Below are 14435 nucleotides of genomic sequence, written 5' to 3' on the forward strand. Positions count from 1 at the left end.
CGCGCGTGGTGACCGTGACAACACGGCCGCCGACCGGCTACCTCTGAGTCGTGGCGGACTCCCTCGGGGACATCCCCTGGCGAACGCCGCCGACCCGGACCCACGACACCCGGAGCCGCCGCGCGAACCACGCGCGCCGATCCGGCACGGCCCAGACGACCAGCACCGACACCCCTTCCGAACCGGAGCCAATCCATGACGACCACGGACGCGCCCCAGGCGGCACCGCCGCCAACGGGAAGGCCCCGGATCGGCGACGCCGTCTTCGCCGGGCTCGCCCGGGGCTCAGGCCTCCTCATCCTGGTGATCCTCGCCGGCGTCGCCGCCTTCCTGGTCATCCAGGCCTGGCCTTCGCTCTCGGCCAACACGGTCAACTTCCTCACCACCACGGAGTGGGAGGCCAACGTCCGTGAGGCCCCGGCGTTCGGTGTCGCGGCCCTCGCGTTCGGCACCGTCCTCGCCGCCGCCATCGCGCTGCTGCTGGCCACGCCCGTGGCGGTCGGGATCGCGCTGTTCATCGTCTACTACGCGCCCCGCCGACTCGCCTCCGTGCTCGGCTACCTGGTGGACCTGCTCGCCGCCATCCCCAGCGTCGTCTACGGCCTGTGGGGCATCGGGTTCCTGGCTCCGCAGCTCGTCCCCGTCTTCGGCGGCCTGACGGAGTACCTGGGCTGGTTCCCGCTGTTCTCCGGTCCCGCCTCCACCTCCGGCCGGACCATCCTCACCGCCTCGGTCGTCCTCGCCGTCATGATCCTGCCGATCATCACCGCGATGTCGCGCGACGTGTTCACGCAGGTGCCGCAGGGCCACCGCGAGGCCGCGCTCGCCATGGGCGCCACGCGCTGGGAGATGATCCGGCTGGCCGTGCTGCCGTTCGGCCGCTCCGGCGTCGTCGGCGGCGCGATGCTCGGCCTGGGCCGCGCCCTGGGCGAGACGATGGCCGTCGCCATGATCCTGTCCCCGTCGCTCGTGATCTCCTTCGATCTGCTCCAGAGCGGCAACCAGACCATCGCCGCGCACATCGCGCTCCAGTACCCGGAGGCCACCGGGTACGGCGTGTCCGCGCTGATCGCCGCGGGCCTGGTGCTGTTCGCGATCACCCTCGCCGTCAACATGGGCGCCCGCTACATCGTGGCGCGCGGCAGCAAGGAGGCCTGATGAGCACGACGACGACGCAGCCCTCCGGACCGGAGACCACCGGGGCCGCGCTCCGGCACGCGTCCCTGCCCCGTTACTTCCCGGCCGCGCTGCTCGCGTGCTCCGCCGCCGTGGTGGCCGGTGTCCTGCTGGCCTTCTCCTCGTTCGGCGTCGTCCTGTGGGCGCTGCTCACCGCCGTGTCGTACGTGGTCATCACCGTGACCGCCGCCGCGCGCGTCGAGGGCGGCCGCAAGGCGATGGACCGGTTCGTCACGTCGCTGGTGTACGGGTGCTTCCTGCTCGCGCTGGTGCCGCTGGTGTCGGTGCTGTGGACGGTGCTCCAGAACGGCTTCGCCCGGTTCGACGGCTACTTCCTGTCGGTGTCGATGAACGGCGTCCTGCCGAGCATGGACGCGGGCGGCGTCTACCACGCGATCGTCGGCACGCTGGCGATCACCGGGATGGCCACGCTCATCTCCGTGCCGATCGGCGTCATGACCGCCGTCTACCTGGTGGAGTACGCCAGGGGCCGGATCAAGCGCGTCATCACCTTCTTCGTCGACGTCATGACGGGCATCCCGTCCATCGTCGCCGGTCTGTTCGTGGTGGCCCTGTGGATCGTGCTGTTCGGCCCCGGCCACACCAACGGCGCCGCCGGTGCGATCTCCCTCGCCGTGCTGATGATCCCCGTCGTCGTCCGCTCCAGCGAGGAGATGCTGCGCCTGGTCCCCCGCGACCTGCGCGAGGCCTCCTACGCGCTGGGGGTGCCCAAGTGGCGGACGATCACCAAGGTGGTCCTGCCGACCTCGGCGGCCGGTCTGACCACCGGCATCATGCTCGCCATCGCGCGCGTCATCGGTGAGACGGCGCCGCTGATCCTCACGGCGGGCTCCTCGGCGGTCTCGATCAACTGGAACGTGTTCGACGGCCAGATGATGAGCCTGCCGGTCTTCATCTACTCGCAGGTCCGCATGGGCGGTGCCGTCAACTACGAGAGGGCCTGGGCCGCGGCGCTGACGCTGATCCTCACGGTGATGCTGCTGTTCTTCCTGGCCCGGATGATCGGCCGCGCGTTCGCGCCGAAGTCCACCCGCTGACCCCTGTCAACCGCCCCGCGCACCGCGCGTCGAGCTCACTCACGAGGTACATCCAGTGGCCAAACGAATCGACGTCTCCGGACTCCACGTCTACTACGGCGACTTCCTCGCCGTGGAGGACGTGTCCATGACCATCGAGCCGCGGTCGGTGACGGCGTTCATCGGCTCGTCCGGCTGCGGCAAGTCCACCTTCCTGCGCACCCTCAACCGGATGCACGAGGTGACCCCGGGCGCCTACGCGCGGGGCAAGGTGCTCCTGGACGACCTGGACATCTACGGCCCCGACGTGGACCCCGTCCTCGTCCGCAGCGAGGTCGGCATGGTCTTCCAGAAGGCCAACCCGTTCCCGACGATGTCGATCTACGACAACGTCATCGCGGGCGCCAGGCTCAACAACAAGCGGATGAGCCGCTCGCAGGCCGACGACCTGGTGGAGGAGTCGCTGCGCGGCGCCAACCTGTGGGAGGAGGTCAAGGACCGGCTGCACAAGCCCGGTTCGGGCCTCTCCGGCGGTCAGCAGCAGCGGCTGTGCATCGCCCGGGCCACGGCGGTCAAGCCGTCGGTGCTGCTCATGGACGAGCCGTGCTCCGCGCTGGACCCGATCTCGACGCTGGCGATCGAGGACCTCATTCACAAGCTGAAGGAGGACTACACGATCGTGATCGTCACCCACAACATGCAGCAGGCGGCGCGCGTGTCCGACCGCACCGCGTTCTTCAACCTGGCCGGTCCGGGCAAGCCCGGCAAGCTCATCGAGATGGGCGACACCAACCAGATGTTCACCCGGCCGGAGAAGAAGGAGACGGAAAACTACATCACCGGCCGGTTCGGGTGATCGGGGCGCGCACACTCCTCCGGGGCCGGTGATCGACTGGGGGCCGGTTCGGGTAGATTGCCGCTCTGACCTCGGACAAGGGAGGCCCCGTGCCCGCTCCTCTGGTGATCGACACCGACACGGCGCAGGACGACTGCGTCGCCCTCCTCGTGGGGCTGCTCGACCCGGCCGCCGACCTGCGCGCGATCACGATGGTCGCGGGCAACGTCGGCTTCGACCAGCAGGTGCGCAACGCCTTCCTGACGCTCAACGTCGCCGGACGGCTCGGCGAGGTGCCCGTCCACCTGGGCTGCCGGGCGCCGCTGACCCGCGCGTGGATCAGCGCCGAGAACGTGCACGGCGACGGCTCCGGCGGACTGAGCATGGACCAGACCGGTCTGGAGCCGGAGTCCGAGCACGCGGTGGACGCGCTGATCCGGCTGGCCGCCGAACACCCGGGTGAGCTGTCGATCGTGGCGATCGGTCCGCTGACCAACATCGCGATGGCCGTGGCCAAGGACCCCGACTTCGCGCGCAACGTCGGCGCGCTCTACGTCATGGGCGGGTCCAACAACGGGCGCGGCAACATCACGGCGGCGGCCGAGTTCAACTTCTACGTGGACCCCGAGGCGGCCAAGGCGGTGTTCGCGGCCGGGTTCGAGGTCACCGTCGTCCCGTGGGACCCGCTGACGCTGCGGCAGGCCGTGTTCGGGCAGGAGCGGCTGGACCGCGTCGCGGCGCTCGGGACGCCGCTGTCGGGTTTCTTCACGGACGTGTGCGCGGCGACGCTGGAGTTCGACCGCAGCGTGGGGATCGACGGCACCACGCACCCGGACTCGCTCACCGCCGCCGTCCTGCTCCGCCCGGAGCTGGTCCGCCGGTCCGCGCGCTACCACGTGGACGTGGAGACGGCGGGCGAGCTGACCCGCGGGTACTCGGCCATGTCCTGGGGCGTGCACGGCCTGGAGCCGAACGCCACGGTGATCGAGGAGATCGACGCCGAGGGCTTCTTCTCCTACCTCAGCGGCGTCCTGGCCACCCCGACCGCCCCGGCCCGGGAGATCAGCCGCGCCGGGTGATCCGGGTTCTTCCGACGTCACGCTCAGCGACGCACTGACTCCTATAGCATCGATGCTATGAGCTGGGGTACGATCGAACTTGAACCAGAGGTGGAGCGATGGCTGGGAGGGCTGTCTGACGAGGAATGGGCGCAGGCCGTGTTCCACTTGGACCTGCTCGAGTCCCGTGGCGTCGGCCTGGGGTTCCCCTACACCAGCCAGCTGGATGGCAAACTTCGGGAACTTCGGTTCTACTGTGGAGGGCGCCAGGTACGCGTCACCTACTACATCGCGAACGGACGGCGGATCATCATGCTGACCGTGTTCCACAAGACCCGGGCTCGGGAGTCAGCCGAGGTCCGACGCGCGCTACGGGCGATGCATGACTGCGTCAACGCTGGCCACACGGTGGAGGAGGAGTCACCATGAGCGCTGCCCCGAGGAGAACCCTGGCCGATCTGAAGTCGTCCGAACGGTTCGGCCGCCCGGCCGTACGGGAGGCCTACGAACTCACCCGTCTGCGTTTCGAACTGGCCGAAGCGGTCCGGCTCCGCCGTGAGGAACTCGGCTGGTCCCAGTCGGAACTCGGACGCCGGGCGGGCATGCCGCAGTCCAGCATCGCCCGCTTCGAGCACGGCGGCACCCAGCCCACGCTTCCCACCCTGGAGCGACTGGCCGATGCTCTGGGTTTGGTCCTGCATGTGCGCATGGATCGCCCCGAGGCACAGTCACGGGACCTCAGCGGCGTCTAGGGGACGCCACACGACGTCCCGGAGCGCCTCGTGGCGCCCCGGGACAGGGCTCAGCCGTTCTTGACGACGATCGTCTCGACGGTGTTCGCCACGTGCTCGAAGGCGTCCGCCGCGGTCTCCAGCTCCTCGATCACGTCCTTGAGCTTGAGCACCGTCAGCGCGTCGTACTCGCCGCTGAACAGGTGGGCGAGGAGCTTGCGGTAGATCCGGTCCGCCTGGTTCTCCAGCTGGTTGATCTCGATCCAGTACCGGGTCAGGTCCTCCAACGTCCGCAGGCGCGGCATCGCCTCCGCGGTCAGCTCCGCGGCGCGCTCCAGGACCTCGATCTGGTCGATGATCCCCTTGGGCAGCCGCTCCAGGCCGTACAGCCCGATCAGGTCGACGGCGGCCTCCATCGAATCCATCACGTCGTCGAGGTTCGACGCCAACCGGTAGATGTCCTCCCGGTGGATCGGCGTCGCCGAGCTCTTGTTGAGCCGCCGCATGATCGCGTGCGTGGCGTCATCGCCCGCGTGCTCGCAGGCGCGCATCTTCTCGGTGATGGCCTCGCGGTCGGCCCCGTCACTCATCAGCTCCACCAGCAGGCGAGCCGCGATGACCAGGTTGTTCGCCGAATCGGTGAACATCTCGTAGTAGCTGTCATCACGCGGGCGCAAGCGCAGGCGCACGTCGTTCTCCCGATGGTGCGGTGGTCGTCCTTCGTGGATGGTAAGTGTGCTGGCCAGCCGCTCGGCGCGGCGACCCCGCGCGGAGGGGCCCGGGAACCGGCGGGCGGGGACGTCTCCGGACCGGTTCACCCTTCGTTCATCTCTGCGGTGTCGGTGCGCGGAACTCCGTGGCACGGGGGTTCCATCGCATTCCTCCCAGACTCAGTGACATCGGGACGGTTCGGGACGCTACCGTGTCAGGCCCCCTCTGGCCAGCGGTGCGCTGAGACAGGAATCACCCAAGCGTGTGGAGACCGGTGGACGAGTCCACCGAAGTTCTCCGATGTCCACCATCGGTCCATTTGCCCGCCATGGCAAGTCTCCCTCCACTTCACCGATCCGATACCAGCCTGTTCCCTTCCGCCGCTCTAGGCTGCGCTGTATGCCTTCCGCTCTGACCGCGAGCGCCCTCCGGCGGCTCCGCACGGCCCTGGACGACCAACTCCGCGCCCTGGGGGACCCGCCCTTCGCGGGCTCCGACGAGGAGGCCGCCGCGGCGTGCGCCCGCGCCGTCCTGCGCGCCGACGAACCTCAGCGAGCGGCGGTGAAAGCCGCCGTCCGGGCCACCCTGGCCGTGTTGGCCGACCGCGCCCCGGGCAACAGCCTGGAGGTCCGCGTCCCCCCGTACGGGGCCGTCCAGGCCGTCGAGGGCCCCCGGCACACCCGAGGCACCCCGCCCGGCGTCGTGGAGACCGATCCGCTCACCTGGCTCCGTCTCGCGACCGGCCGGATCCCCTGGGACCAAGCCGTCGCGGACCACGGCGTCCAGGCCAGCGGCGCCCGGGCCGACCTGTCCCCGTGGCTCCCCCTGTGGTCCGACCATCCCCCGGGTGGTGCCGACCGGACGGGCAGGCACTAAGCTGGGGGTGTGTCGTACTCCGACGGCCGGCTCTCCATGGACCTCGATCCGCTCGAACGCGGCCCGCAGGACGCCTGCGGTGTCTTCGGGGTCTGGGCGCCAGGCGAAGAAGTCAGCAAGCTCACCTACTTCGGTCTCTACGCTCTGCAGCACCGCGGACAGGAATCCGCGGGCATCGCGCTGAGCGACGGGGAGCGGATCGTCGTCTACAAGGACATGGGGCTCGTCTCCCAGGTCTTCAACGAGGCGACGCTCGAATCCCTCAGGGGCCACCTCGCGATCGGGCACTGCCGCTACTCCACCACCGGCTCCCCGGTGTGGGAGAACGCGCAGCCGACGTTCTACTCGGCGCGTGAGGGCGGACTCGCCCTCGGTCACAACGGCAACCTCATCAACACCCCGGAGCTGGCGGCGATGCTGCCGGACTCCCGGCGGGGCGCCACCACCGACACCGAGGTGCTCACCAACCTGTTGGCCGACCACGCCAGGGCCGACGCCGAGCGCACGATGGAGGACGCGGCGCTGGACCTCCTGCCCAAGGTGCGGGGCGCGTTCTCCCTGGTGTTCATGGACGAGAACACCCTCTACGCGGCGCGCGACCCGCAGGGCATCCGCCCGTTCGTGCTCGGCCGCCTGGGCGAGTCCTCCAACGCCGGGGGCTGGGTCGTGGCGAGCGAGACCGCCGCGCTGGACATCGTCGGCGCCACCCTGGTCCGCGAGATCGAACCCGGTGAGCTGCTCACCATCGACGAGCGCGGCGTCCGTTCCCGCCGCTTCGCGCCCGCCCGCCGCAAGGGCTGCCTGTTCGAGTACGTCTACCTCGCCCGCCCCGACACCGTCATCGCCGGGCGCAACGTCAACTCGACCCGTGTCGAGGTGGGCCGCCGCCTGGCCAAGGAGCACCCGGTCGAGGCCGACCTGGTCATCCCGGTGCCCGAGTCCGGCACCCCCGCCGCGGTGGGGTACGCCGAGGCCAGCGGCATCCCCTTCGCCCAGGGCCTGGTGAAGAACTCCTACGTCGGGCGCACCTTCATCCAGCCCAGCCAGACCCTGCGCCAGCTCGGCATCCGCCTCAAGCTCAACCCGCTGCGCGAGGTCATCGAGGGCCGCCGCCTCGTGGTCGTGGACGACTCCATCGTCCGCGGCAACACCCAGCGCGCCCTGGTCCGGATGCTGCGCGACGCGGGCGCCGCCGAGGTGCACGTGCGCATCTCCAGCCCGCCCGTGCTGTGGCCGTGCTACTACGGTGTCGACTTCGCCACACGCGCCGAACTCATCGCCGCCAACCTCTCCGTGGACGAGATCGCCGAGTCGGTCGGCGCCGACTCCCTCGCCTACGTCGACCTCGACGAGCTCGTCGCCGCCTCCGAGGTGCCCAAGAACCAGCTGTGCCGAGCCTGCTTCGACGGCGTGTACCCCATCGAGGTCGCCGACGACGCCCGTGGCAAGTACCTGCTGGAGAAGTCCTGCGGGACGCCCGAGGTCGCCACGAGCGACACCTAGCCGCGGCACGGCGGACGGGGGGTTCGCCGTGCCCGGGTTCCGGCGTGCCCCGAACGGGTCCGCCGTGCCCGCACCACCACCGAACACAGCACGAGGAGATCTCGCGTGGCAGCCGACAGCACAGGGGCGACGGGCGCGTACGCGGCCGCGGGCGTCGACATCGCCGCGGGTGAGCGCGCCGTCGACCTGATGAAGAGGCACGTGGCGAGGACCCGCCGACCCGAGCAGGTCACCGACGCGAGCGGCTTCGCGGGCCTGTTCCGCCTGGACACGGCCAAGTACAAGGACCCGGTCCTGGCGACCTCCACCGACGGCGTGGGCACCAAGGTGATGCTCGCCCAGAAGCTCGACAAGCACGACACCATCGGCATCGACCTGGTGGCGATGGTCGTGGACGATCTGGTGGTCAGCGGCGCCGAGCCGCTGTTCATGACCGACTACGTCGCCTGCGGCACGGTGGTCCCCGAGCGGATCGCCGAGATCGTCGGCGGCATCGCCGAGGGCTGCCACCAGGCCGGGTGCGCGCTGATCGGCGGGGAGACCGCCGAGCACCCCGGCGCGATGGAACCCGACGAGTACGACCTGGCGGGCGCGGGCACGGGCGTGGTCGAGGGTGACGCCATCCTGGGCCCGGACCGGGTCCGCGAGGGCGACGTCGTCATCGCGATGGCCTCGTCCGGACCGCACTCCAACGGGTACTCACTGGTCCGCGGCATCGTGGAGCGGGCCGGTCTCGACCTGCACGCGCACGTGCCGGAGCTGGACGGCGTGCTGGGCGAGGTCCTACTGACCCCGACCCGCGTGTACGCCAAGGACTGCGTCGCCCTGACCGGGGCCGTCGAGGTGCACGCGTACTCGCACATCACCGGCGGCGGACTGGCCGCGAACCTGTCGCGGTCCCTGCCCGACCACCTGGACGCGGAGCTGGACCGCTCCACCTGGGCCCCCGCGCCCGTGTTCGGCTACCTGGCCGACAAGGGGGACGTGGCGCGGGACGACATGGAGGCCACGTTCAACATGGGCGTGGGCATGGTGGCGGTCGTCGCCGCGCAGGACGCCGAACGCGCCCTCGGTGTCCTGGCCGACCGCGGCGTCCCGGCCTGGCGGCTGGGCGAGGTCACGGCCGGATCGGGTCGGGCCCGCCTGTCCGGTGCGTACCGGACCGCGTGAGAAAGCACACGAACATAGCCGGTGCGAACCACCCGCGTGGTTCGCACCGGCTATATCCACCTGTCCACCGGGGCCCCCGCCTGGGGGACCGGTGGGTGGTACAGGCCTGCTGTTGCTGTCCGAGCGACCTGACAGTCCCGGCAACGACTACTTGTCGGAGTCCGAGTACTTCTCGGCGAGATCCGCGTAACGGTCGACCAGCTCGTCGTGAGGATCCGCGTAGGGGTCGTCCGGACCCGACGATCCGGAGGGAGACCCCTCGTCCTCAGCGACACCCAGCTCCGACCGCAGCCGATCAAGATCGGTCCCGCCGGTGCTGTACTTGAGCTTCCGGGCGACCTTCTGCTGCTTGGCCTTGGCTCGGCCGCGCCCCATTGGCTCGACCCCCTCAACGATTGGGTTCCGACGAACCCCAGATCACTTACTAACCCGCGGTAACGGGCTGACGGCCGTCAAACGCGACTGACGACCAGCGTCAGCGTACGTACACGTACAACCGTACCTGGTCGCACCCCACCCTGCCTACGCCACCCGGGTGTGACGGGTGTGGTCCGCGCCCGAACGCCCTCTCCACAGGGGTTCATGGGGTGGGTGCCGCCCGCGTTGATGTGTGCCACGATGCGATCGTGCTGCCCTACACCGCTTACCTCCGGGTCTACCAGCCGATCGACGCGTTCGCTCCGCGTGACCGACGGTACTGGGAGGAGTACGCCGGCTCGCCGGACAGACCCCGCCGGATCAACGCCCTGGCGGCCGAGCACGCCGAGAGCCTGGGCCGGCTCATCACCACGCCCCCGGTGGTGGCCCCGACCGAGGAGAGCCGCGACGCCTACCTGCGCCGGGTGGACGAGCGGCTGTACGTGTGCCCGTGGCAGACGCGGCTGCGTTCGTGGCGGGGGTTCACCGAGTTCACGAACGCGACCCCGGTGCTGGTGAGCGGGGCGTTCGTCCCCGAGTGCGAGGCGAACCGGGCCGAGGAGGGGTACCGGGAGTGGCGCGAGTCGGGGGCCGGGGTGCGGCCGGGCATCCTGTCGAGCAACTGGACGATCCCGGTCCCGTGGTTCGTGCCCTTCGAGGAGCGGGAGCGCTGTCAGGTCCTGTCGACGGACACCACGCGCGCCCTGCTGTACCTCACCCGTGTGTCCCAGGCGCGGCGGCGGCTGGACCGCACGGTCGCGGTGCTGCGCGAACGGATCGGCGAGCACGCGGTGTCCACCTCGACCGAGCAGCTGGTGGACTGGCTCACGCTGACCGCGCACCCGGAGGCGCTGCTCGAACTGGACTACGGGGGCCTGCCGCACCTGCTGAGCGACGACCACCTGACCGAGGACCGGTCGGTGGGGGAGGTGTCGGAGGCGGTGGAGGCGCTCTCGGTCGGCGACACCGCTCGCGTGATGGAGCTGCGCGAGCGGATCACACGGCGCTGGAAGTCGGTGCGCGCCCTGGAGCACGCCAACTGACGGTCACGGGTTCCCCAAGTTTTCGTGGACACGAACCCGCGTCTGTCGCCATCGGAGAGAGTGATCCGCGACACGCCACGCCGTGCGCCAACCTGGTACGCCAGGTTTCTTCTCGATGGTGGATCACCTTTCCGCACGTGACAACGGTGCGAGCCCGGACGTCATCCCCGCACGACACCAAGACCGGTGAAACTGGGCATAACGCCCGTTAGGGATCGGCGTAGACTGTAGCGAGTCCATCACAGAACGCACTCTGAGTAACGACGAAACCCTTGCCACACGGGGGATCCACGCGGCCCGCCCCCGGCCGCGACCGCCGGAGACACCCTCCGCCCCCCACGGTCCGACCACCTCGACACAGCGACTGACCAGGGAAGTCAGCCCACCTCCCCCAGCCCTGCCCCCGGGTTTCGGTCACGACCGCCTAGCACTTCGGACGCTCCGGATCGAGAAAAACGAGGCCCGAGAACGAAGTTTTGACCGAATACGCCACATGCCACTAAACGTGTCGCTAGAATCACTTAGCGTGACGCGGCCACGGGCGGCTTTCTTGGCCTCCCACGTGCAAAGTTGCTTGGAGTGGTCGCACTATCACCTCGGGTGATGCCAATATGGACCCAGTGGAAATATTGGACATCCGGGCCAAGCGCCAGGAATAAGGCTCAAGGATCGGCACACAGATCCAGGAGGAGAGGCCGTACACATGTCAACTCGCACGCCCGAGGCGGAGCCCCTGTTGACCCCCGCCGAGGTTGCCACCATGTTCCGCGTGGACCCCAAGACCGTCACACGCTGGGCCAAGGCGGGCAAGCTGACCTCGATCCGCACCTTGGGCGGACACCGTCGCTACCGCGAGACTGAGGTCCGCGCCCTGCTGGCCGGAATCCCCAACCAGCGTACGGAGTGATCTCCCCGGTCTGTGCCGATTCCGGGGGGAACGGCCGGACAGGCTCCGGCTTCTGATGCTGACACGATGGCGGGCGGGCTTCCGGGGAACGGGCCCGCCCGCCAGTCTTCCCCCGGCGCGCTCGGGCCGCCCTCCCCCGCCCCGACGGACGACGTCGACGGCGGGGCCAGCGCGGACGCCGTCCTCACCGGGCTCTTCCCCCGGCCCGACGACGGGTATCTCCCAGACGAGGAGAGGCTGTCATGCGCGAACTGAGCACCCAATGCTGCGTCGTCGGCGGCGGCCCGGCCGGGATGACCCTCGGGCTCCTGCTGGCCCGGCAGGGCGTGGACGTCGTCGTCCTGGAGAAGCACGCCGACTTCCTGCGGGACTTCCGGGGCGACACCATCCACCCCTCCACCCAGGAGCTGATCCACCAGCTCGGCTGGGACGAGGAGTTCCACCGCCTCCCGCACGCCCGGGTGGAGCGGATCACGATCGAGCTCCAGGGCAGACCGGTCACCTTCGCCGACTTCCGGCGCCTCCCCGTGCACCACCCCTACGTCGCGTTCATGCCCCAGTGGGACTTCCTGGACTTCCTGGCCGCGAAGGGTCGGGAGTTCCCGTCCTTCCGGCTCCTGATGTCCACTCCCATGACCGAACTCGTGGTGACCGATGGTCGGGTGACCGGCGTGCGCGCCGAGGACGCCGACGGCGATCTGAGGATCGACGCGGACCTCGTGGTCGCGGCCGACGGACGGCACTCGTCCAGCCGCGAGCAGGCCCGGCTCGTCCCGGAGTCCTTCCGGCCGCCCGTGGACGTCCTGTGGCTGCGCGTGTCCCGCAGGCCCACCGACTCCCTGCCCTTCCTCAACGCGAGCGGCCGGGCCCTGGTCGCGATCAACCGGGGCGACTACTGGCAGCTGGCCTACCTGATCCGCCCCGGAACCTTCGACGACCTGCGCCGCGAGGGGCTCACCGCGCTGCGGGAGGGGATCGCCCAGCTCGCCCCCGACCTGGCGGACCGGGTGGAGGAGATCGCCGGTTGGGACGACGTGCACCACCTCGCGGTCCGCGTCGACCGGCTGCGCCGCTGGCACCGGCCGGGCCTGCTGTGCATCGGGGACAGCGCGCACGCCATGTCCCCCGCCGGAGGCGTGGGGATCAACCTGGCGGTCCAGGACGCCGTCGCCACCGCCAACATCGTCGGTCCCCGGCTGGTGTCGGGCACGCTGGCCGAGAGCGACCTCGCCAGCGTGCAGGCACGGCGGATGTGGCCGACCCGGGTCACCCAGACGTTGCAGGTCGCGATCGGGCACCGGCTCTTCCCCCAGCGGGCGCACCGGGACGGCGACGGGGCCCGCGTCCCCTCGTTCGTGCGCCTGTTCCGGTGGTTCCCGCCCCTGAGCCGGGTCACGGGTCGCCTCGTCGGCATCGGCGTGCGCCCGGAGCGGATCGAGTCCCGGCCCCCGGAGCCCCCGTCCGGGGGCGCCCGGACCTGATCGTCGCGGGGCTCGTGGACCACGCTCCCGCGGGGTCGTGGGCGCCCGTCCGACCGTGTGCCGTCAGTCCTCGATCCGGTCGTCCAGGGCCGTGGTCCGTTCGCGCGCGAGGAGGGTCGCGGCGGTTCCACCGCCGACGGCGACCACCGCCGCGACCACGAGCGCGGCGAGCGAGCCGCCCGTCGTCGCCAGCCGGTGCTCCGAGGGGGCACGGGTCGGGTCCGGGCTCGGCGTCGCGGTGGACGTGGGGCTGGACGTCGGGGTGGGGGACGGGCCCGGCGAACGGTCGCCGTCGCCCGGGCCGCCGGTGGCGCCCGGCTCGTGGGTCGAACCCAGCGCCCGAGCCTCCGCGAACTCCACGACCAGCCGACCGGCGTCCGCGGAGTCCTCGTCGCCGACCTGCACCCACACGGTCAGCCACGACCGCACGCCCTGTCCGTCCCAGGCCTCGTCCCCGTCCTCGAACGCGGACTCGTTGACCGCGAAACCCACGCTGACCCGGAACTCCTCGATCACCTCCCCCTCGTCGTCCAGGAAGGCGACGCGGTCGTCCACCACGTATCCGGTGTCGCTGTCCTCCACGGACTCCACGTCGACGCCGAACGCGGTCACCTCCCCGTACTCCAGCGACGCCTCCGTGCGGCCGTCGTATCCGGCGGAGGCGGTCGACACGACGTCGGAGAGGGTGAACCCGACCGTGTCGGCGTCGCCCGCCACGGTCGCGGCCACGTCGCCGTCCAGGAACAGCACGTCGTCGGCGACGCCCGAGGAGGGGCTCGCGGTCGGCTCCGGCCCGGTGCTCGGCGTGGCGGTCGCGCCGTCGAGCGGGTCCCCGTCGCCGGTGGGCTCCTCGCCCGGCTCCCCGGCCGATGCGCCGGGGTCGGCGGGCTCGGCGGGCTCGGCGGGCTCGGCGGGCTCGGTCTCGGCGGCGGTCGGCGCGGCGTCCGGGGCGCTCGGGGACTCCGTGGCCGACGGTGAGGCGGTGGCGTCCGGAGCGCCGTCGCCCGCCCCCTCGTCCGGCGCGGCGGCGGTGGTCACCGGCGCCCAGCCCTCCGGGGGTTCGACCAGGCCGAGGTCGACGAGGTCGGCCGCGCCAAGGCGGACGGTCGCCGTCTCCAGGGTGGTCGTCGCGTGCGCGCCCTCGGCGTCGATCGACGCGCCGGCCTCTCCGCTGACCGTCGCGTAGGGGGCGAGCGGGCCGAGGAGGACCCCGGTCGCGGCGGTGTCCTCGACGTCGTCGCCGAAGCTGGTGGCCGTGGCGTGGGCGGCGAGGAGGTCGCCGTCGGCCACCCTCGCCTGGGCGGTGCCCCACACGAGTTCGTCCGCGACCGCGGGGGCCGCGAACGCGGCTCCGAACGCGCCGAGAGCGGTGAACAGGGCACCGGCTCCGAGGAGCCGACGAGCGGTCAACGTGGGGGGAGTCACCACGACACTCCTGTCGTATCAGGGGGATGCCGGGCCCGGTTCCCGCCGGGGCCCGCCGCCGCGGC

At 70.9% G+C, this 14435-nt stretch carries 15 protein-coding genes; 12 read left to right on the plus strand and 3 right to left on the minus strand.

Features of this window, described 5'->3' with window-relative positions; genetic code table 11:
• The first annotated feature begins 195 nt into the window (after positions 1-195).
• The 6 genes from pstC to AB0I72_RS03660 all read left to right on the plus strand — a co-directional run bounded on the left by pstC (position 196) and on the right by AB0I72_RS03660 (position 4858).
• Positions 196-1158: a phosphate ABC transporter permease subunit PstC gene (pstC, locus tag AB0I72_RS03635; RefSeq protein WP_358562564.1), complete on the plus strand. Its 963-nt coding sequence runs from the start codon at positions 196-198 to the stop codon at positions 1156-1158.
• Positions 1158-2234, plus strand: a complete 1077-nt coding sequence (pstA, locus tag AB0I72_RS03640; protein ID WP_358562566.1) for a phosphate ABC transporter permease PstA — start codon at positions 1158-1160, stop codon at positions 2232-2234. The genes pstC and pstA overlap by 1 nt, the downstream gene beginning before the upstream one ends.
• A gap of 55 nt (positions 2235-2289) precedes the next feature.
• The gene (pstB, locus tag AB0I72_RS03645) at positions 2290-3069 is read left to right on the plus strand and encodes a phosphate ABC transporter ATP-binding protein PstB (protein ID WP_358562568.1); all 780 of its coding nucleotides are present in this window, start codon (positions 2290-2292) and stop codon (positions 3067-3069) included.
• An 89-nt stretch (positions 3070-3158) separates the two neighbouring features.
• Entirely contained in the window at positions 3159-4127 is a 969-nt protein-coding gene (locus AB0I72_RS03650; RefSeq protein ID WP_358562570.1) for a nucleoside hydrolase, read from the plus strand.
• Between the two features lie 57 nt (positions 4128-4184).
• Complete coding sequence (locus AB0I72_RS03655; protein ID WP_358562572.1) at positions 4185-4535, plus strand: type II toxin-antitoxin system RelE/ParE family toxin; 351 nt, start codon at positions 4185-4187, stop codon at positions 4533-4535.
• Positions 4532-4858: a helix-turn-helix transcriptional regulator gene (locus AB0I72_RS03660; protein ID WP_358562573.1), complete on the plus strand. Its 327-nt coding sequence runs from the start codon at positions 4532-4534 to the stop codon at positions 4856-4858. The genes AB0I72_RS03655 and AB0I72_RS03660 overlap by 4 nt, the downstream gene beginning before the upstream one ends.
• Before the next feature lie 50 nt (positions 4859-4908).
• On the opposite strand, the gene AB0I72_RS03665 is transcribed toward AB0I72_RS03660, so the two are convergent.
• A complete protein-coding gene (locus AB0I72_RS03665; protein ID WP_358562575.1) occupies positions 4909-5526 on the minus strand; it encodes a DUF47 family protein in 618 nt (205 codons plus the stop codon).
• A 421-nt stretch (positions 5527-5947) separates the two neighbouring features.
• Here AB0I72_RS03665 and AB0I72_RS03670 point away from each other — a divergent pair, with 421 nt between their 5' ends.
• The 3 genes from AB0I72_RS03670 (at position 5948) to purM (ending at position 9097) form a co-directional block, all read left to right on the plus strand.
• Complete coding sequence (locus AB0I72_RS03670) at positions 5948-6424, plus strand: sterol carrier family protein (protein ID WP_358562577.1); 477 nt, start codon at positions 5948-5950, stop codon at positions 6422-6424.
• Between the two features lie 9 nt (positions 6425-6433).
• On the plus strand, positions 6434-7927 hold the full coding sequence (purF, locus tag AB0I72_RS03675; protein ID WP_358562579.1) for an amidophosphoribosyltransferase: 1494 nt from the start codon (positions 6434-6436) through the stop codon (positions 7925-7927).
• Positions 7928-8032: 105 nt separating this feature from the next.
• Positions 8033-9097 carry a phosphoribosylformylglycinamidine cyclo-ligase gene (gene purM, locus AB0I72_RS03680; RefSeq protein ID WP_358562581.1) on the plus strand — a complete coding sequence of 355 codons (1065 nt, stop codon included), beginning with the start codon at positions 8033-8035 and terminating at the stop codon, positions 9095-9097.
• Positions 9098-9244: 147 nt separating this feature from the next.
• Here the strand turns inward: purM and AB0I72_RS03685 are convergent, their stop codons facing one another.
• Positions 9245-9472, minus strand: coding sequence for a DUF3073 domain-containing protein (locus AB0I72_RS03685; protein ID WP_358562582.1), 228 nt, complete (start codon positions 9470-9472; stop codon positions 9245-9247).
• A gap of 251 nt (positions 9473-9723) precedes the next feature.
• On the opposite strand from AB0I72_RS03685, the gene AB0I72_RS03690 reads away from it, so the two are divergent.
• From AB0I72_RS03690 to AB0I72_RS03700, 3 genes are all read left to right on the plus strand, one after another.
• On the plus strand, positions 9724-10557 hold the full coding sequence (locus AB0I72_RS03690) for a hypothetical protein (RefSeq protein ID WP_358562584.1): 834 nt from the start codon (positions 9724-9726) through the stop codon (positions 10555-10557).
• 703 nt (positions 10558-11260) lie between these two features.
• Positions 11261-11464, plus strand: coding sequence for a developmental transcriptional regulator BldC (gene bldC / locus AB0I72_RS03695; protein WP_017600591.1), 204 nt, complete (start codon positions 11261-11263; stop codon positions 11462-11464).
• 242 nt (positions 11465-11706) lie between these two features.
• Positions 11707-12945: an FAD-dependent oxidoreductase gene (locus tag AB0I72_RS03700; protein ID WP_358562586.1), complete on the plus strand. Its 1239-nt coding sequence runs from the start codon at positions 11707-11709 to the stop codon at positions 12943-12945.
• A 63-nt stretch (positions 12946-13008) separates the two neighbouring features.
• Here the strand turns inward: AB0I72_RS03700 and AB0I72_RS03705 are convergent, their stop codons facing one another.
• Positions 13009-14370: a hypothetical protein gene (locus AB0I72_RS03705; RefSeq protein WP_358562588.1), complete on the minus strand. Its 1362-nt coding sequence runs from the start codon at positions 14368-14370 to the stop codon at positions 13009-13011.
• Positions 14371-14435: the final 65 nt, after the last annotated feature.

Source organism: Nocardiopsis sp. NPDC049922 (assembly GCF_040660275.1).
Classification (GTDB): domain Bacteria; phylum Actinomycetota; class Actinomycetes; order Streptosporangiales; family Streptosporangiaceae; genus Nocardiopsis.